The sequence below is a fragment of the Pantoea sp. E956-1 genome (assembly GCF_982223955.1).
Map to the genome: position 1 here is coordinate 80995 of NZ_CEUYZP010000008.1, position 19934 is coordinate 100928.

Here is a 19934-nt window from a genome sequence, read left to right on the forward strand (position 1 = left end):
GTCCATCACCTTTGCACCCTACCGGTCAGATGAGAACGAACCTGATGGTCGCCATCTGCCATAACAATCGAGGTCATGATGAAAGCATTTTCAACTGAGAGCACCTTACTGATCGTCGGCATGGTGGTCGCCTATATCCTGTTCACCACCTGGCTCACCTGGCGGCTGCGCAGTAAAACCAGCGGCGACTTTATGGAAGGCTCGCGCGCCATGCCTGCTTTTATCATCGGCATTATGCTGATGTCTGAATATATCGGGGCAAAATCCACCATCGGCACCGCGCAGGCGGCGTTTGAAGATGGCTTCGCCGCCTCATGGTCGGTGATTGGTGCGGCTATTGGTTTCCCGCTGTTTGGCCTGATTCTGGTCAAGCGCATCTACAACACCGGAAAGATCACTATCTCCGGCGCTATCGCCGAGAAATATGGCAGTTCAACCAAAAATATTATCTCGCTGATCATGATCTATGCGCTGCTGCTGGTGAACGTCGGTAACTACATCAGCGGCGCGGCGGCGATCTCCACCGTGCTGAAGATTGACCTGACCCAGGCGGCCTTTATCACTGCGGTGGTCAGCACCTTCTACTTTGCATTTGGCGGCATGAAAGGCGTGGCCTGGGTCACGTTGCTGCACAGCGCCATCAAGTATATGGGGATCCTGATTATCCTTTATGTAGCGCTGAAGATGACCGGGGGCGTCGCCCCGATGATGGAGAAAATGCCGGCGTTCTACTGGACATGGGATGGTCACGTCGGTGCCAGTACGATTGTGGCCTGGCTGATCGGGACTGTAGGTTCGATCTTCTGTACCCAGTTTGTGATCCAGGCGATCTCCTCCACCAAAGATGTGAAGTCAGCGAAGCGCGCCACCTGGGTCGCCTTCTTCTTCTGTCTGCCGATCGGTCTGGCGATGGCGCTGATTGGCGTGGCAGCGAAGTTTGCTCACCCGGATATCAAGAGCCTCTATGCGCTGCCGGTGTTTCTGCAGGATATGTCACCGTGGCTGGCGGGCATTGTCACCACCTCGCTGGTGGCCTCGATTTTCGTCAGCGTGGGTACCGTGGCGCTGGCCATCGCCTCGCTGGTGGTGAAAGACTTTTACGTGCCTTATCGTAATCCTACGCCAGAGCGCGAATTTAAAATGACGCGCTGGATCTCGATTGGCATCGGCTTCTTCCCGCTGCTGTTTGTTCTGTTCTTCCCGGAAGTGCTGAAGCTCTCGTTCTTTACCCGTGCGATTCGCCTGTCCATTACCGTGGTGGCGATCATGGCCTTCTACCTGCCGTGGTTTAAGAGCACACGCGGCGCCAATGCCGGTCTGATTGGCGCCTGCGTTGTCACCTCCGTCTGGTTCCTGATGGGTAACCCGTTTGGTATCGACAATATGTACGTGGCGCTGATCACCCCGGCAATTATTATGGTGATTGACCGCTGTATCCCGTCACGCCAGTCTCAGTCTCAATCGCAACACAATGCACAAAACAGTGGAGCCTAAAATGACTCAGGAAACCGTCACCGCAGAACGCACCGGCCTGCTTGCGCCTCACCCGCAGGATAGCGCGCAGCAGGTTGCGATGCTGCCCTCCTCCTGCCCGCAAAACCACGCAGCTAACCTGCTGCCGCTGCCCGATGGCGATCTGCTTTGCGTCTGGTTTGGCGGCACGCAGGAAGGGATTGCCGATATCTCTGTCTGGTGTTCACGGCTGCAAAAAGGCAGCGATCGCTGGAGTGAAGCCCAAAAACTCTCTGACGATCCGGGCCGTTCAGAACAGAATCCGGTACTGTTTCTTGATCCCGACCAGGTGCTGTGGCTGCTGTGGACGGCACAGAAATCGGGCAATCAGGACACCGCGATTGTTCGCTATCGCCAGTCTCACGATCTGGGCCAGAGCTGGGGGGAGATCAAAACGCTGCTGGATAAGCCTGGCACCTTTATTCGCCAGCCGATTGTGGTGCTGCCCAACGGTAACTGGTTGCTGCCGGTGTTTTACTGCCTGACGCAGCCCGGCGAAAAGTGGGTCGGCAGCTATGACGTGAGCGCGGTAAAAATCTCAGAAGATAAAGGCCAGAGCTGGCGCGACGTCAGCGTGCCTGACAGCACCGGCTGCGTTCATATGAACGTCACCCTGCTGGATGATGGCTCGCTGCTGGCGCTCTACCGCAGCCGCTGGGCCGACCACATTTACCAGAGCCGCTCGTTTGATCAGGGTGAAAGCTGGAGCGCGCCACAGCCGCTGTCGCTGCCCAACAATAACTCCTCAATTCAGGTCACAACGCTGCGCAATGGTCATCTGGCGCTGGTGTTCAATGCCATGAGCGCCGAAGGTGCCAGCGAACGCCGGTTGTCGCTGTATGACGAAATTGAAGATGATGAAGCGGAAAGTGATGTTGCCGTGGCCGCTGAGCCGGTGGTGCACAGCGGCCGCACCGCTTTCTGGGGTGCGCCACGTGCGCCGATGACGCTGGCTGTGTCAACGGATGGCGGTAAAAGCTGGCCGCTGCAGCGCAATCTGGACGAGGGCGATGGCTACTGCATGACCAATAACTCCCAGCAGAAATTAAACCGGGAATTCTCCTATCCCAGCATTAAACAGGGCCTGGATGGCGAACTGCATATCGCCTACACCTGGTATCGTCAGGCGATTAAATATGTACGGGTTGAGGAGTCATGGGTGCAGGGAGGTGATGCGTGATTGAACGGATGGCGCTGGTGACCGGGGCCAGCTCCGGCATCGGTCAGGCGATTGCTGACCGTTTACTCGATGAGGGCTGGCAGGTTATCGGCCTGAGTCGCTCGGCGATAAACCGGACAGATGCAGGCTGGCAGAGCCATCAGATCGATATCAGCGACAGCGCGGCACTGCAGGCTTTACTGGACGCGCTGCCGGTACCGCAGGCGGTCATCCATGCAGCCGGTATGATGCAGGCCGCACCGCTTGGGGAGCTGGATCTGAACGCCAGCGCACGCTTGTGGCAACTGCACGTTGCCGCTGCTGAGCAGCTGGCAAATCATTTTGCACCCCGGATGCGTGCGGGCGGCAGAATTGTGCTGCTGGGCAGCCGGACATCAGGTGGTGCGGCGGGCCGCAGTCAGTATGTCGCCACAAAATCGGCGATGATCGGTATGGTGCGCAGCTGGGCGGCGGAACTCGCTCCGCGCGGCATTACCGCCAATATTGTGGCGCCAGGCGCCACCGAAACGCCGATGCTGCAACAGCCAGGCCGGGCCAGTTCACCGCCCCGTTTACCCCCCATTGGCCGCTATATTCAGCCGCAGGAAGTGGCCGGACTGGTGGATTTCCTGCTCTCCCCTGCGGCGGCGGCGATCACCGGTCAGCAACTGGTCATGTGCGGCGGTGCATCGCTGAGTTAGTGAACAGGCCGGGCTGCTTACTTCGTCCGGCCTTATAACCGTAAGGGATTGCCTTACTGTCTTACCGTACGGGTTTGCCGTACTGGTTAATAAACTGGCGATAGGCGGCGATCACCAGCTGAAAATCTTCAATGCCGCAGAATGAGAGGCTCTCTTCGTCGTAGTAGTTCATCCCCTCTTCCATGCCGTCATCTTCCAGAGCCAGCAGGTTGGCGCGGATCATTACCTCCTCTTCATCCAGCAGAATGGTGTACTCGCTGCCGATCCGCTGCCACTGACGTACGCTGCCTTTGACGTCTTCGATAGCGGCTTCAACTTCATCCAGCAATCCCGGATCGTTTTTGACCTCTTCGTTGAACCAGTGGCCGACCGCTTCATGATCCATCGACATGCGAACCTTAATCTGTCCGGTCACATCGCGTAAAAATTCATATTCCATCGCCCGTTCCTCTCAACGTCGTCGCCTCACCTGATAAGTGTCCGTGCTGCTCTCGCGGCAAAGTGTGACACGTCGCGCATTATTACAGGCTGTCTGCCGAAAGCCAGCTTTTGATCGTCTCTCTCCCCCATGCTGAGACGAAAAAAAAGGGGCGAATCATCGCCCCTTATTCATGCCTGCAAGGTGAAGAATCAGACCGCGGTCTGGAAAATCACACCATCAGCTTTATCGGTGTACTGCGTCAGCTGGTCGAAGTTGAGATAGCGATACGTGTCGCTGGCCGTTTTATCGACCTGCGCCATGAATTGCTGATACTCATCCGGCGTTGGCAGTTTGCCAAGCAGAGACGCGACCGCAGCCAGCTCCGCTGACGCCAGATAGACGTTAGCGCCGTTACCCAGACGGTTCGGGAAGTTACGGGTCGAGGTAGAGACCACCGTCGAACCATCTGCAACACGTGCCTGGTTACCCATGCAGAGTGAACAGCCTGGGATCTCAATACGCGCCCCGCTCTTACCGAATACGCTGTAGTAGCCTTCTTCGGTCAGTTGTGCCGCATCCATCTTGGTTGGCGGTGCCACCCACAGACGGGTCGGTAGCTGGCCTTTGTGGCTATCCAGCAGTTTACCGGCTGCACGGAAGTGACCAATGTTGGTCATGCATGAGCCGATAAACACTTCGTCGATCTTCTCACCCTGCACGTCAGAGAGCAGACGTGCATCGTCCGGATCGTTTGGCGCACAGAGGATTGGCTCTTTGATTTCAGCCAGATCGATTTCGATCACCGCGGCATATTCAGCATCGGCATCCGGCTCAAGCAACTGAGGATCGGCCAGCCATTTCTCCATACCTTCAATGCGACGCTCCAGCGTACGACGATCGCCGTAGCCTTCTGCGATCATCCACTTCAGCAGCACGATGTTGGAGCTGAGATATTCGATAATCGGCGCTTTATCCAGCTTGATGGTACAGCCCGCAGCGGAACGTTCTGCTGACGCATCGGACAGCTCAAACGCCTGCTCGACTTTCAGATCCGGCAGACCTTCAATCTCCAAGATACGACCAGAGAAGATGTTTTTCTTACCTTTCTTCTCAACGGTCAGCAGACCCTGTTTGATGGCATACAGCGGAATGGCGTGAACCAGATCGCGCAGGGTAATGCCCGGCTCCATCTTACCTTTGAAGCGCACCAGAACCGATTCCGGCATGTCGAGCGGCATAACGCCGGTCGCGGCGGCAAACGCCACCAGGCCTGAACCCGCCGGGAAAGAGATGCCGATAGGGAAACGGGTGTGCGAGTCACCACCGGTACCAACGGTATCCGGCAGCAGCATACGGTTCAGCCAGCTGTGGATAATGCCGTCACCCGGACGCAGTGACACACCACCGCGGTTCATGATGAAGTCTGGCAGCGTATGGTGCGTGCTCACATCCACCGGCTTCGGATACGCGGCGGTGTGACAGAACGACTGCATCACCAGATCGGTCGAGAAGCCCAGGCAAGCCAGATCTTTCAGCTCGTCACGGGTCATCGGGCCGGTGGTATCCTGCGAGCCAACCGAGGTCATCTTAGGTTCGCAATAGGCACCCGGACGAACGCCGGTCACGCCACAGGCGCGGCCAACCATTTTCTGCGCCAGTGAGAAACCACGGGTGCTCTCCGCGACATCTTTCGCCTGACGGAATACGGTGCTGTGCGGCAGACCCAGCGACTCGCGCGCTTTGGTAGTCAGACCGCGACCAATGATCAGCGGAATACGGCCACCGGCGCGCACTTCGTCAATCACTACTTCGGTTTTAAGCTCGAAACTGGCCAGCAGCTCATTGGTTTCATGGTTGCGGACTTCGCCTTTGAATGGATAGATGTCGATCACATCGCCCATGTTCAGGTTGTTTACGTCCACTTCAATGGGCAGTGCGCCCGCATCTTCCATGGTGTTAAAGAAGATGGGTGCAATTTTACTGCCCAGCACCACGCCGCCGCCTTTTTTATTTGGCACGTTCGGGATGTCGTCGCCCATAAACCACAGCACCGAGTTGGTGGCGGATTTACGTGAAGAACCGGTTCCGACAACATCACCGACATACGCCAGCGGGAAGCCTTTGGTCTTCAGAGCTTCGATCTGTTTGATCGGGCCGATATTACCCGCTTCATCAGGCTCAATGCCTTCACGGGCATTTTTCAGCATCGCCAGGGCGTGCAGAGGAATGTCTGGACGTGACCAGGCATCCTGGGCCGGAGAGAGATCGTCGGTGTTGGTTTCGCCAGTGACTTTAAACACGGTAACCGTGATCTTCTCTGCCAGTTCAGGCCGTGACAGATACCATTCCGCATCTGCCCAGGATTGCATCACCTGCTTCGCGTATTCATTACCCGCTTTCGCTTTCTCTTCGACATCATAGAAGTTGTCGAACATCAGCAGCGTGTGTGAAAGGGCTTTCGCGGCAATAGGAGCCAGTTTGCTATCGTCCAGCGCCTCAATCAGCGGATGAATATTGTAACCGCCCTGCATGGTGCCAAGTAGTTCAACCGCTTTTTCAGAAGATATCAGAGGAGAGGTTGCTTCGCCTTTAGCGACAGCCGCCAGGAAACCAGCTTTGACATACGCCGCTTCATCGACGCCAGGTGGGACGCGGTTGACCAATAAATCGATCAAAAATTCTTCTTCACCCGCAGGTGGATTTTTTAGCAGTTCAACCAGCGCGGCCATTTGGGAAGCCTCTAAAGGCTTAGGTACAATTCCCTGGGCTGCACGCTCGGCAACGTGCTTACGGTATTCTTCTAGCACGACGTTATCCTCGCTCTCATTATGTAGGGCTTTCCGACCACCTTGCTCACTTATGGAGAACAATCTTCCCTTTCTCGTCCAGGTTGAGGTGCCCGGTTTCGCGGAGGGCAGAATAGCAGTATTTCGTCTGTTTGTTAATCTGTTTACAAAAATACAACATAATCCACTACGGCCATTCTGCCCGCTTAACTCCCCGCATCCGCCAGCTGAGTCGGCTGAATGGGTCTCTCTGCAGCGTACCGCATTCCGCACAAATGGCTGCAGGTTTACGTCAGCTTTGCCGTGACTTTAGCGAAGTGATTCAGTGAAATAGATAACTCGCAGGAATAGAAGCCGGCGCGCATCGGGTTTATAGCGGAGGTGAGCTCAGGAGGATAACAACACCAGGCCGGAAATCAGCCTGGTCTGTTTTGCGCTTAAGAGGATTACAGCGTCGTTTTCATTTCCCGCAGGGATTCCGGCCAGTCACCCGGCCAGACGTAGTGATCTTTCAGAATCCGGGCGCTGTAGTCGAGACAGATTTTCACTGGCAGGTTGGGATAAATTCGCTCCATCTCCTGCACCAGCTCTTCGCTGTTGTTGACCTTATGCAGCGTCTTAATGAAATCTTTGATATAGGTGCGGGTAAAGCCAATTGCCGACGGGCTAAGGCTTGGCGTGGTTCGCGAGTGCCCGGGAATCAGCACTTTCGGCTCCAGCGCTTCGAGCGTATCCAGACTTTCCATCCATTTCGCCATACGCTCCGGCGTACGCATATCGGCAATCCAGACGTGTGCGTCAGCGAAGACCACATCTGAGGCAATCAGCGTTTTGGTCGAGGGGATCCAGAGCGGTGTGACCCGGATACAATCGCCGCTGAGATCGCTCAGAATTTTAATCTGCTGCCCTTCCAGCCAGATTGTATCCTCTTCCAGTTCAGTAATCGGAAAGGTGGTGCGGGCACCATTCTCTTTTAATACCTGCTTACCCCAGTAATCAATTTTGAAGTCGAAGGCATCATTAACGTCTTCGGCGACCTGCTTATAAGAGAAAATTTCGGCATCCGGAAAGACGGATTTAATCACTTCAAGACCCAGAAAATGATCGGGGTGCAGATGCGTAATAAAAATGCGTTTCAGGTCGAGACCGGTTTCGATAATTTCAGCGACTAACCGATGTGCATTCGCCAGCGTAAACTGGGCATCAACTAACATCGCCTCTTTCTCGCCCATGATGAGGGTGGAACTGACACCGAAACCGTCGTGCTGGTCACTACTGATAAAAACCTTCGTCGATAAATCCATTTTTCGTCCTCGCAAGTTACACGTCAGAAGCTACAAGACAGAAACTGCTATTCAGAAGAGGTCGTCATGACCTCTTCTGTGCATGCTTAATTTTTCAGATTGTCCGGAAAATTCGCGGGCAGCTGGTCTGGCGGACAGTCGATCACGCTTTCGTTATTTTCACCCACATCGCGGATGACGGTCAGCGTCGCGAACTCATCAATCACTTCGGTTGGATAAGCCGGGCCCGCTTCGCGGAATTTTGCCATCTCTTCCAGATGATCATTCTGGAAGCAGACGGTTTTTTCCGGGTTGTTCATTACCCAGCGCGGGAAGAAGATGGTGCCGTGGAAAATTTTATCAGCCAGATTAACGGCCAGGCTGACATCGGTGCCGGTTGGTTCAGTCCAGGAAACTTTATAGACATCCTGCGCCAGACGAACGACATAGACATGCTGATTTTTAACCCAGCGATTACCGACCATACCGCTGTGAATGCGATAGTCGATGGTGCTGGCATTTTTAATGTAGAGCTCGTAATTCCAGCCGTTGTCATAGGTATAAACCAGATGTTTGCCGACGATGCCAGACAGGTCATGTTTATCGAAAGTGCTCATCGTTAATTCCTCATTTGTTTTCCTTGAGAAGATTATTGCGCGTTACAAAACCGATTAATAACGCTATTTTTAGCACTAAATCATTTAATTTTTAGATGAGTCATCATGTACAAGACAACACTCGAACAGTGGTATCTGCTTGATGCAGTAGTGAATGAAGGGAGTTTTGCGCTGGCAGCGGAGAAGAACAATCGCAGCCAGTCCTCACTGAGTTATCAGCTGAGCCTGTTACAGCAGCGACTGGGTTTGACCCTGTTACAGCAGGAGGGCCGCCGCGCTGTCCTGAGTGCAGAGGGACATCAGTTGCTCGCGCAGGTGCGTCCGCTGCTGGAGGGATTCGGCGCGCTTGAGGCGCAGGCCAGTGCACTGCAACGCGGCGAACGGTCGCGCATCGATCTGATGGTCGATGCGACGCTGCCCAAACCCTTGCTGTTTGATGTGCTTCAGACCTTTCAGCAACGCTATCCGCATGTCCGCATCTGGTTTAGCGAAATCGTCCGAAGCGAAACGCCTGACAGGCTGGCGGAACATCAGGCCGATCTCTGGCTGGTGGCGCAATATGGCGACACGCCGTTAGCAGGCGAAAGCCTGATGAGTGTCGATTTCGTTGCCGTCGCCCATCGCGACCACCCGCTGCACCGCGAATCCGCCCCGCTTAATGCTGCTACGCTGGCACGCTGGCCCTGCATTACCATTCTGGATCGTCAGCAACAGCAGCAGTCGGAGGTCAATGGCGATCAGGCGGAGAACTGGTCCTTTACGACGCTGTCGGCAGCCATTGAAGCGGTCCAGCATCAGTTAGGTTATGGCTGGCTGCCGGAACAGAATATCGCCGCGCTGTTAGAGAGCGGTGAGCTCCGTCCCCTGCCGCTGCTACAGGGCCGCCGACGCAGTAGTTCGCTGGTGATGCATATGAACGAAGAGAGACTGCCTGGCAACAGCGCCATTGCTGCCCTGGCGCAGATGTTTATTGAACGGGTGGCTGCATGGGAGATGCGTAGTTAGATGAAGGGTTAGTCGTGGTTTGTGAAGGATAGACCGGGCATTGGAAAATAATATCGGCGGGGGAACTACCGGAGTGTTTCCTGCTCGCGTGGGGAACACCAACATGTCACAGCAGAACGCCAACACCACGGCGGTTTATCCCCGCTGGCGCGGGGAACACATTGCTGGAATCTTTACGCGCTGCCAGACGATCGGTTTATCCCCGCTAACGTGGGGAACACTCTAAACGTATATGGCTGTAAAATATGATTATTTTACCCTCATAAAAATCACCACAAAATTCAGGTTTTTAAAGATCAGTAACTCACTGATTTATAAGAGTCAGGAAGAGAATCAGCCGCAGTCCATCCATATTCACCGAAATATTTATTCTTACGCCAGTTTTATCAATCAGGATAAAGCACCATCAAAGACCTCAACCTGACCATACTGAAGAAAGATCCTGGCAGCGGCTTAAGGGGTGAAAAACTCATAAACTGTGCCTTTTGATTCTTCTGCCACCAATTAATTTAGCTATCGCGCAGACTTACTTTTGAGGCCTGTTAATCGGAGCGGTAATACGCTCAAGCGCTACCTGAGCCAGAAAGCCTGAGCGACTTTTGTATTCCGGGTGTGAAGCCACACAACGATCAATCCGATCAATTAGCGACCTGGGTAAAGTGACATTGATTTTTTCAGAGCCGCCCAGCAAGCGAATGACATCTACATCAACCAATGCCCAGATATAACCCTGATAGTCAGGATTTGCTGCCAGAGCCTCAATGGTGGACACGGCAGGGATCTCATGACCGAGCTCTACACATAATTCGATATGCCCTGTGATAGCCTCTTTGGCGTTTTTAATGGCTTCATCAAGAGTATCCCCGGCAGAGAAACACCCCGGTAAATCGGGAACGATTACGCCGTATGCGTTTTGATGATCACCCGCTTCAATCGCGATTGGATAAAACATATTCATACCTCTACGGGCAAGCGAGATTAAATTCTCGCTTGTTTCCTGATGCTCTTTACCGTACCGATCGGTAAGTCTTTTTTAGGATGGGGTACTGTAACCAGCCCCGGTTTTGTCGGATGTGTGAAATGGTGATGGCTACCGTTTATCCTTGTCAGAACCCAGCCATCAGCCTTCAGCCTTCATTTCGGAAATTAACGTGCTGCTATCAATCCCTGTGTCCTGTCGCGTCCCGATGAAAGTACGATAACTCTAATAACCCTCACAGGCAACGTTTCCAGGGTTATTGGGGTTACCTTTAATGTTAACCCAAATCGATTCTTGCCATACAGCACCAGAATCCAGGCGAAAAAAAAGCCCCCAACACGGGAGCTTTTTTCTTTAGTAGCAGAAACTTATTTCTTCTTCGCTTTCGCGTTAGGCAGATCGGTGATGCTGCCTTCGAAGATTTCTGCCGCCAGACCGACTGACTCATGCAGGGTCGGGTGAGCGTGGATGGTCAGCGCAATATCTTCCGCATCACAACCCATCTCAATCGCCAGACCGATTTCGCCTAACAGCTCGCCGCCGTTAGTACCGACAATCGCGCCACCAATAATCCGGTGCGTCTCTTTGTCGAAAATCAGTTTGGTCATACCGTCTGCACAATCAGAAGCGATAGCACGGCCTGAGGCTGCCCACGGGAAGGTGGAAGTCTCGTAGCTGATGCCCTTCTCTTTCGCTTCTTTCTCGGTCAGACCGACCCAGGCAACTTCTGGCTCAGTATAGGCAATTGAAGGGATCACTTTCGGATCGAAGTAGTGCTTCAGACCGGAAATCACTTCTGCCGCCACATGGCCTTCGTGCACGCCTTTGTGCGCCAGCATTGGCTGACCGACGATGTCGCCGATAGCATAGATGTGTGGCACGTTAGTGCGCATCTGTTTGTCGACGCGAATGAAGCCGCGATCGTCCACTTCCACGCCCGCTTTACCGGCATCCAGACCTTTACCGTTCGGCACACGACCGATCGCCACCAGCACCGCGTCATAACGCTGCGCTTCGCCTGGTGCTTTTTTACCTTCCATTGAAACGTAAATGCCATCGTCTTTTGCTTCAACGGCGGTCACTTTGGTTTCCAGCATCAGGTTAAATTTCTTGCTGATTTTTTTGGTAAAGACTTTCACCACGTCTTTATCTGCAGCCGGGATAACCTGGTCGAACATCTCAACCACATCGATCTCTGAACCCAGCGCATGATAAACCGTCGCCATTTCCAGACCGATGATGCCGCCGCCCATTACCAGCAAGCGCTTCGGCACTTCTTTCAGTTCCAGCGCATCGGTAGAGTCCCAGACGCGTGGATCTTCATGTGGAATGAATGGCAGTTCGATTGGACGTGAACCCGCAGCGATAATGGCGTTATCGAAGTTGATGGTGGTCGCGCCGCCTTCTCCTTCAACCACCAGGGTGTTAGCACCGGTGAATTTGCCGAGGCCGTTAACCACGGTGACTTTACGACCTTTTGCCATTCCTGACAGGCCGCCAGTCAACTGGTTGATAACCTTCTCTTTCCAGCTGCGAATTTTGTTGATATCAGTAGATGGCTGGCCAAACACAATGCCGTGCTCTTCAAGGGCTTTCGCCTCTTCAATCACTTTAGCAACGTGCAGCAGCGCTTTAGATGGGATACAACCGACGTTCAGACAAACACCACCCAGGGTGCTGTAACGCTCTACCAGTACGGTTTCCAGACCTAAATCCGCACAACGGAAGGCTGCAGAGTAACCTGCAGGACCTGCCCCAAGTACTACGACCTGGGTTTTAATCTCTGTACTCATCATGACCTCTTAATTGATATCCGGCGGGTCAGACTTTCTTATAATGCCCTTGTTCCACCGGGACTTTCACCGCAAGAGTTTACAGAATTGTTAACAAACTGCCAACCGCGGCGCGACGAATCGTGACAGGAAGGCCGGCTTCCGCCGGCCTTCTTTACATTTACATAACTAAACGACGAATGTCAGACAACATATTGCCGATGATGGTGATGAATCGCGCACCATCAGCACCGTCGATTACGCGGTGGTCGAAGGAGAGAGAAATCGGCATCATCAGACGCGGAGTAAACTCTTTACCGTTCCATACCGGCTCCATCGCCGATTTAGAGACACCAAGAATAGCCACTTCCGGCGCGTTCACGATCGGCGCGAAGTGTGTGGTGCCCAGGCCGCCCAGGCTGGATATGGTGAAACATCCGCCCTGCATGTCGCCCGCTGTCAGCTTACCGTCACGCGCTTTCTTCGAAATCGCCATCAGTTCACGAGACAGCTCGGTGATGCCTTTCTTGTTCACGTCTTTAAAGACCGGAACCACCAGGCCATTTGGCGTATCAACCGCCACACCGATATTGATATATTTTTTCAGCGTCAGCTTCTGCGCATCTTCAGACAGCGAACTGTTGAAGCGTGGCATCTGCTCAAGCGCCGCCGCGACCGCTTTCATGATGAACACCACCGGGGTGTACTTCACATCCAGCTTACGCTTCTCTGCTTCAGCATTCTGCTGCTTACGGAAGGCTTCCAGATCGGTGATATCGGTTTTGTCGAAATGCGTAACGTGCGGGATCATCACCCAGTTACGGCTCAGGTTCGCGCCAGAAATTTTCTGGATACGACCCAGTTCAACTTCTTCGATTTCGCCAAACTTACTGAAATCAACTTTCGGCCATGGCAACATGCCTGGCAGACCGCCGCCGCTGGCTGCAGCTGGTGCTGCTTCAGCGCGTTTCACGGCCTCTTTCACGTAAGTCTGCACGTCTTCTTTCAGAATGCGACCTTTACGGCCGGTGCCTTTGACTTTCGCCAGGTTAACACCGAACTCGCGCGCCAGGCGACGGATCACCGGGGTAGCGTGAACGTAAGCGTCGTTCTCTGCGAACTCACCTTTGCTTTCCGCTTTAGCTGGAGCGGGTGCCGCGGCTTTAGCTTCAGTTTTGGCAGCAGGAGCCGGTGCGGCTTCCTGTTTGGCGGCCGCAGGGGCAGCCGGAGCAGCACCTTCGACTTCGAACACCATGATCAGTGAGCCGGTGCTGACTTTATCGCCCGTCGCCACTTTCAGCTCTTTGACGGTACCTGCAAACGGCGCAGGCACTTCCATAGAGGCTTTGTCGCCTTCAACCACAATCAGTGACTGCTCAGCTTCAACTTTGTCGCCGACTTTGACCAGGATCTCGGTAACTTCAACTTCATCACCGCCGATATCCGGCACAGCAACTTCTTTTGAACCCGCCGCAGCGGCAGGTGCCGTTGCCGCTTCTTCTTTCACTTCTGGCTTCGCGTCAGAGACCGGTGCTGCGCCTTCTGCTTCAAAGACCATGATGGCTGAACCGGTGCTGACTTTGTCGCCGGTGGAAATAGTGATCTCTTTGACCACACCCGCGAACGGAGCCGGGACTTCCATCGACGCTTTATCGCCTTCAACCACAATCAGTGACTGCTCGGCTTCGACTTTGTCGCCAACCTTAACCAGAATCTCAGTGACTTCAACTTCGTCACCGCCGATATCCGGCACAGCCACTTCTTTGCTGGCAGTGGCCGCAGCAGCGGCTGGCGCTGGCGCCGCGTCCGCTTTTTTCTCTTCGGCGGCGGCAGGTGCTGCTTCCGCAGCGCCTTCAGCATCAAATACCATGATCAGTGAGCCGGTCTCAACTTTGTCACCGGTAGAGATTTTGATCTCTTTCACTACGCCAGCCTGCGGCGACGGCACTTCCATTGAGGCTTTGTCGCCTTCCACGGTGATCAGCGACTGTTCGGCTTCCACCTTGTCGCCAACTTTCACCAGAATCTCGGTGACTTCAACTTCGTCAGACCCGATATCCGGTACCTTAATTTCGATAGCCATTACTCTATTACCTCTTAAGCCAGACGCGGGTTAACTTTATCGGCATCGATATTGAATCGGGTGATCGCGTCGGCCACCACTTTCTTCTCGATCTCGCCGCGTTTAGCCAGCTCACCCAGCGCGGCAACCACCACATAAGATGCATCAACTTCAAAGTGATGACGCAGGTTCTCACGGCTGTCAGAGCGACCAAAGCCATCGGTACCCAGTACGCGATAATCGCTGGCCGGGACATAGCTACGAACCTGCTCAGCGAACAGTTTCATGTAGTCGGTTGAGGCGACAGCAGGTGCGTCGTTCATCACCTGAGCGATGTACGGTACACGCGCTTCTTCTGTCGGATGCAGCATGTTCCAGCGCTCACAATCCTGGCCATCACGTGCCAGTTCAGTGAACGAGGTGACGCTGTAGACATCAGAGCCGATACCGTAATCTTTCGCCAGGATCTGCGCAGCTTCACGCACATGACGCAGGATAGAACCTGAGCCCAGCAGCTGCACTTTACCTTTGCTGCCGTCTACCGTTTCCAGTTTGTAGATACCCTTACGGATACCCTCTTCTGCACCAGCGGGCATTGCTGGCATATGGTAGTTTTCGTTCAGCGTGGTGATGTAGTAGTAAACGTTCTCCTGCGCTTCGCCATACATACGCACCAGACCGTCATGCATGATGACAGCGACTTCATACGCGTAAGAAGGATCGTAGGAGATACAGTTCGGGATAGTCAGCGACTGAATGTGGCTGTGACCATCTTCATGCTGCAAACCTTCGCCGTTCAGGGTAGTACGACCGGAGGTGCCGCCGACCAGGAAGCCGCGCGCCTGTTGGTCGCCCGCCAGCCACATCAGATCGCCGATACGCTGGAAGCCGAACATCGAGTAATAGATGTAGAACGGGATCATCGGCAGGTTGTTGGTGCTGTAAGAGGTCGCCGCAGCCAGCCAGGATGAACCTGCGCCCAGCTCGTTGATCCCTTCCTGCAGAATCTGGCCTTTCTCATCTTCTTTGTAGTAAGCAACCTGCTCGCGGTCCTGCGGGGTGTACTGCTGACCGTTCGGGCTGTAGATACCAATCTGACGGAACAGACCTTCCATACCAAAGGTACGCGCTTCATCGGCGAGGATCGGAACCAGGCGATCTTTGATCGACTTGTTCTTCAGCATCACGTTCAGGGCACGCACAAAGGCGATGGTGGTTGAGATCTCTTTGTTCTGCTCATCCAGCAGCGCACTGAACTCTTCGAGTGCGGGCATTTCCAGCTTTTCAGTGAACTTCGGCTGACGCGTTGGCAGGTAGCCGCCTAACTTCTCACGCTGACCGTGCAGATACGTGTGCTCTTCAGAGCCCTTTTCAAAGGTCACGTACGGCAGTGATTCAATTTTGTCATCTGCGACTGGCACGTTGAAGCGATCACGGATATAGCGCACGCCATCCATGTTCATCTTCTTCACCTGGTGGGCAATGTTTTTGCCTTCCGCAGTGTCGCCCATACCATAACCTTTAATGGTATGCGCCAGGATCAGTACTGGCTTGCCTTTGGTGTCCTGCGCTTTTTTCAGTGCCGCGTAGATTTTCTTCGGATCGTGACCGCCACGGTTCAATGCCCAGATTTCATCATCGGACAGATCTTTAACCAGCGCGGCGGTTTCCGGATATTTACCAAAGAAGTGCTCACGCACATAGGCACCATCACGGGATTTAAAGGTCTGGTAGTCGCCGTCAACGGTTTCGTTCATCAGCTGAATCAGCTTGCCGCTGGTATCTTTGCGCAGCAGCTCATCCCAGCGACCGCCCCAGATGACCTTGATCACTTCCCAGCCAGCACCGGCAAAGATGCCTTCCAGCTCGTTGATGATCTTACCATTACCGGTAACCGGGCCATCAAGGCGCTGCAGGTTACAGTTGATGATGAAGACCAGGTTATCCAGTTTTTCACGGGTCGCGATAGTGATCGCGCCTTTGGATTCTGGTTCATCCATCTCACCGTCACCCAGGAAGGCGTAAACGGTCTGAGCAGAGGTGTCTTTCAGACCACGGTGTTCCAGATACTTCAGGAACTTCGCCTGATAGATAGCCGACAGCGGCCCCAGACCCATTGATACGGTCGGGAACTGCCAGAATTCCGGCATTAATTTCGGGTGCGGATAAGAAGAGAGGCCTTTACCGTCAACTTCCTGACGGAAGTTATTCATCTGGTCTTCGGTCAGGCGACCTTCAAGGAACGCACGGGCATAGATGCCGGGAGAGATGTGGCCCTGGAAATAGACCAGATCGCCGCCATCCTTCTCACTGCGCGCGCGGAAGAAGTGGTTGAAGCACACTTCATAAATGGTTGCAGAAGACTGGAAGGAGGACATGTGGCCACCGAGTTCCAGATCTTTCTTCGATGCGCGCAGCACCGACATAATGGCGTTCCAGCGAATTGCGGAACGGATACGACGTTCAAGAGAGGTATTGCCCGGATAATCGGGTTCATCTTCAACGGCAATAGAGTTGATGTAATTGCTGATTGCAGAAGATCCTGCAGCCACGTTTACGCCGCCTTTGCGGGCTGCACCCAGTACCTGATCAATCAGATACTGTGCACGTTCAACACCTTCTTCACGGATGACCGATTCGATCGCCTGTAGCCAGTCACGAGTTTCAATCGGATCCACGTCATTGTGTAAACGTTCTGACATGGGTGTGTTCCTTATCTGTGTCTAATACGTTGAATAATCGGGAGCCTGTTAAAGCAGATGCAGGCAGGCTCGTCGCACATGTCCGTACGATCTTTGTCGCACGTTATTCCTTACGTTGCTGTAAACGACGCAGGGAGCGTTCTCGACGGCTCTGCTCCCGACTTCTGTCCAGCAAGATTTCCTCTATGAACGCCAGGTGACGGTGTGAAGCCTCGCGCGCTTTTTCTGGCTCACGAGCCACAATCGCCTCAAAGATTCTGGCGCGGTGACCGCTCACTTTTGCCAGCATTTCCCGGCGCGAGTAGAGCAATTCGAAATTCTGACGAACGTTTTGTTCCAGCATAGGGCCCATTGAGCGTAGCAAATGTAAAAGCACAACATTATGGGCCGCTTCTGTGACAGCGATCTGATACTGCATCACTGCGTCCGCTTCGGCGTCTAAATCGCCGCTGTCCTGCGCCTGCTGGATATTCACATGGCAGTCGCGAATGCGCAGCAGGTCTTCCTCTGTGCCGCGCAGTGCCGCGTAATAGGCGGCGATACCTTCTAACGCATGGCGCGTTTCCAGCAGATCAAATTGTGATTCCGGATGGTCGGCGAGAAGCTCAACGAGTGGATCGCTCATGCTTTGCCAGAGATGCTCCTGTACGAACGTTCCGCCACCCTGTCGGCGCAGCAATAATCCTTTGGCTTCTAAGCGCTGGATCGCTTCGCGGAGAGACGGACGTGAGACATCGAATTGTTTGGCGAGTTCGCGCTCAGGGAGCAGCTTCTCTCCCGGACGCAGGGTCCCTTCCATAATCAGGGATTCGAGCTGTTGCTCGATAGCGTCGGAGAGCTTAGGTTGGCGAATCTTACTGTAAGCCATCATCCCTTCTTATTAAGCCAATCGTCCGGAGTAAATTGGTAATACCAATTGCAAAGAGGTGCCGGTAAAGTAACAAAGTATTCACCTTGTGTCTATATGGTGTCTGCGACATTAACCTGCCTCCAAAGCCTGTGCTGACGCTAACTTACGGTTAAAAAAATGAAAAATTCGCGTTGGCTCAAATGTTAAATAACTTCACTTTTACCAAACCTTACACCCGCTTAGCGCCTGAGCGCAGCGGCAGGCATAAGTGAAACCTATTCGTCATTAACAGAATTTCATGGCAGAAGTTGCTGTGGGCAGACGTGACCAGGACGGCGTTTTTTCAGTCAACTCTCAGCACGAAAGGCGAAAGCAGGTGCAAAGCGATTCGCTTATCACTATTCTTGTCGCCAGGGTAGCAGATGGCACTATTCAGAACGCCAGATACCGTAAAATAATCAATACGTTATTGTAACTACTTCATTACAGCGTCCTGCGCTGCGAACGAAGAATAAAAACATCACGAGGTTTGTATGGAACAACAGCAAGGCGAAGCGCTGAAACGTGGTCTCAAGAACCGCCATATTCAGCTCATCGCGCTGGGTGGTGCAGTGGGAACCGGCCTGTTTCTGGGCAGTGCATCGGTCATTGAATCCGCCGGACCGGCCGTTATTCTGGGCTATGCGATTGCCGGTTTTATTGCCTTTTTAATCATGCGCCAGTTGGGCGAAATGGTCGTGGAAGAGCCGGTCGCTGGCAGCTTCAGCCACTTCGCGTATAAATACTGGGGTAACTTTGCAGGCTTCGCTTCGGGCTGGAATTACTGGGTGCTCTACGTACTGGTTGCGATGGCGGAACTCACCGCTGTCGGCAAATATGTCCAGTTCTGGTGGCCAGACTTTCCGACCTGGGCTTCGGCTGCCATCTTCTTCGTGATGATTAACGCCATCAACCTGACCAATGTGAAAGTGTTTGGTGAGATGGAGTTCTGGTTCGCCATCATTAAAGTGGTTGCGGTGATTGGCATGATCCTGTTCGGCGGCTGGTTGCTGTTCAGCGGTCACGCCGGTCCGCAGGCTACCGTACGCAACCTGTGGGAACAGGGCGGATTTTTCCCGCATGGCATCGGCGGTCTGGTCACCGTCATGGCGATTATCATGTTCTCGTTTGGGGGTCTGGAGCTGGTGGGTATCACCGCGGCTGAAGCAGATAACCCGGAAGTGAGCATTCCAAAAGCGACCAACCAGGTGCTGTGGCGTATCCTGATTTTCTACATTGGTTCGCTGGCGGTGCTGCTGTCACTGATGCCGTGGACCCGTGTCACGTCAGAAGTCAGCCCGTTTGTCTTTATCTTCCACGAACTGGGCGATGCCATGGTGGCGAATGCGCTTAACGTGGTGATCCTGACGGCGGCCCTGTCGGTCTATAACAGCTGCGTTTACTGCAACAGCCGCATGCTGTTTGGTCTGGCACAGCAGGGCAATGCGCCGAAAGCGCTGCTGAAAGTCGATCGTCGCGGTGTGCCGGTGCTAACGATTCTGGTCTCGGCCGTCGCCACCGCGCTGTGCGTGCTGATCAACTATCTGATGCCGGGTGAAGCCTTTGGCCTGCTGATGTCGCTGGTCGTCTCTGCGCTGGTAATCAACTGGGCGATGATCAGCCTGGCGCACCTCAAGTTCCGTCGTAAGAAAGATCAGCAGGGCGTAACCACCCGCTTTAAAGCGCTGCTCTATCCGGCAGGTAACTGGATTTGCCTGATTTTCCTGGCGGCGATTCTGGTACTGATGGCAACCACGCCGGGCATGGCGATCTCTGTCTGGCTGATTCCGGTCTGGCTGGTGATTCTGGGCGTGGGTTACTTTATCAAGAACCAGACACAGAAAGCCTGATGCTTTACCACGTGCTGCGACCTCCTGCGGGGTTGCAGCACGTTACTCACGCCCTCCTGCCCGTCTCAACTGCCCCGATCCAGTTCACACTTCTCCCCCTGCAACTGTTTTGTCCATCTTCATAACGAATTACTCCCGTTCATCTCGCTGATTTGATGACAATAATTCCTGTTCACACTGGATGCGCAGGAGAAAA

The 19934-nt window shown here is 53.9% G+C and carries 15 protein-coding genes; 5 read left to right on the plus strand and 10 right to left on the minus strand.

Features of this window, described 5'->3' with window-relative positions:
* The first annotated feature begins 78 nt into the window (after window positions 1-78).
* From AC0T7J_RS18175 to AC0T7J_RS18185, 3 genes are read left to right on the plus strand one after another with little or no spacing between them, the layout of a single operon-like run.
* On the plus strand, window positions 79-1494 hold the full coding sequence (locus tag AC0T7J_RS18175) for a sodium:solute symporter family protein (protein ID WP_473795668.1): 1416 nt from the start codon (window positions 79-81) through the stop codon (window positions 1492-1494).
* 1 nt (window position 1495) lies between these two features.
* Complete coding sequence (locus AC0T7J_RS18180; RefSeq protein ID WP_473795669.1) at window positions 1496-2692, plus strand: sialidase family protein; 1197 nt, start codon at window positions 1496-1498, stop codon at window positions 2690-2692.
* A gap of 8 nt (window positions 2693-2700) precedes the next feature.
* A complete protein-coding gene (locus tag AC0T7J_RS18185) occupies window positions 2701-3372 on the plus strand; it encodes an SDR family NAD(P)-dependent oxidoreductase (protein WP_473795759.1) in 672 nt (223 codons plus the stop codon).
* 61 nt (window positions 3373-3433) lie between these two features.
* Here the strand turns inward: AC0T7J_RS18185 and yacL are convergent, their stop codons facing one another.
* From yacL to AC0T7J_RS18205, 4 genes are all read right to left on the minus strand, one after another.
* The gene (yacL, locus tag AC0T7J_RS18190) at window positions 3434-3811 is read right to left on the minus strand and encodes a protein YacL (RefSeq protein ID WP_083070547.1); all 378 of its coding nucleotides are present in this window, start codon (window positions 3809-3811) and stop codon (window positions 3434-3436) included.
* A gap of 191 nt (window positions 3812-4002) precedes the next feature.
* On the minus strand, window positions 4003-6600 hold the full coding sequence (gene acnB / locus AC0T7J_RS18195) for a bifunctional aconitate hydratase 2/2-methylisocitrate dehydratase (protein WP_115064838.1): 2598 nt from the start codon (window positions 6598-6600) through the stop codon (window positions 4003-4005).
* 425 nt (window positions 6601-7025) lie between these two features.
* Window positions 7026-7883 (minus strand): MBL fold metallo-hydrolase, encoded by an 858-nt coding sequence (locus AC0T7J_RS18200; protein WP_064703404.1) that lies wholly within the window; start codon window positions 7881-7883, stop codon window positions 7026-7028.
* A gap of 86 nt (window positions 7884-7969) precedes the next feature.
* Complete coding sequence (locus tag AC0T7J_RS18205) at window positions 7970-8479, minus strand: phenolic acid decarboxylase (protein ID WP_039391324.1); 510 nt, start codon at window positions 8477-8479, stop codon at window positions 7970-7972.
* A 105-nt stretch (window positions 8480-8584) separates the two neighbouring features.
* On the opposite strand from AC0T7J_RS18205, the gene AC0T7J_RS18210 reads away from it, so the two are divergent.
* Window positions 8585-9484 (plus strand): LysR family transcriptional regulator, encoded by a 900-nt coding sequence (locus tag AC0T7J_RS18210; RefSeq protein ID WP_473795670.1) that lies wholly within the window; start codon window positions 8585-8587, stop codon window positions 9482-9484.
* Between the two features lie 526 nt (window positions 9485-10010).
* Here the strand turns inward: AC0T7J_RS18210 and AC0T7J_RS18215 are convergent.
* The 6 genes from AC0T7J_RS18215 to pdhR all read right to left on the minus strand — a co-directional run bounded on the left by AC0T7J_RS18215 (window position 10011) and on the right by pdhR (window position 17867).
* The gene (locus tag AC0T7J_RS18215) at window positions 10011-10436 is read right to left on the minus strand and encodes a type II toxin-antitoxin system HicB family antitoxin (RefSeq protein WP_473795671.1); all 426 of its coding nucleotides are present in this window, start codon (window positions 10434-10436) and stop codon (window positions 10011-10013) included.
* A 26-nt stretch (window positions 10437-10462) separates the two neighbouring features.
* Entirely contained in the window at window positions 10463-10615 is a 153-nt protein-coding gene (locus AC0T7J_RS18220) for a type II toxin-antitoxin system HicA family toxin (RefSeq protein WP_473795761.1), read from the minus strand.
* 216 nt (window positions 10616-10831) lie between these two features.
* Entirely contained in the window at window positions 10832-12256 is a 1425-nt protein-coding gene (gene lpdA, locus AC0T7J_RS18225; protein WP_010253950.1) for a dihydrolipoyl dehydrogenase, read from the minus strand.
* A 160-nt stretch (window positions 12257-12416) separates the two neighbouring features.
* On the minus strand, window positions 12417-14318 hold the full coding sequence (gene aceF / locus AC0T7J_RS18230) for a pyruvate dehydrogenase complex dihydrolipoyllysine-residue acetyltransferase (RefSeq protein ID WP_473795672.1): 1902 nt from the start codon (window positions 14316-14318) through the stop codon (window positions 12417-12419).
* A gap of 14 nt (window positions 14319-14332) precedes the next feature.
* Window positions 14333-16999, minus strand: coding sequence for a pyruvate dehydrogenase (acetyl-transferring), homodimeric type (aceE, locus tag AC0T7J_RS18235; protein ID WP_010253944.1), 2667 nt, complete (start codon window positions 16997-16999; stop codon window positions 14333-14335).
* Between the two features lie 103 nt (window positions 17000-17102).
* Window positions 17103-17867 carry a pyruvate dehydrogenase complex transcriptional repressor PdhR gene (gene pdhR / locus AC0T7J_RS18240; RefSeq protein ID WP_033731582.1) on the minus strand — a complete coding sequence of 255 codons (765 nt, stop codon included), beginning with the start codon at window positions 17865-17867 and terminating at the stop codon, window positions 17103-17105.
* A 515-nt stretch (window positions 17868-18382) separates the two neighbouring features.
* On the opposite strand from pdhR, the gene aroP reads away from it, so the two are divergent.
* The gene (gene aroP / locus AC0T7J_RS18245) at window positions 18383-19738 is read left to right on the plus strand and encodes an aromatic amino acid transporter AroP (RefSeq protein WP_473795673.1); all 1356 of its coding nucleotides are present in this window, start codon (window positions 18383-18385) and stop codon (window positions 19736-19738) included.
* The last annotated feature ends 196 nt before the right edge of the window (window positions 19739-19934 follow it).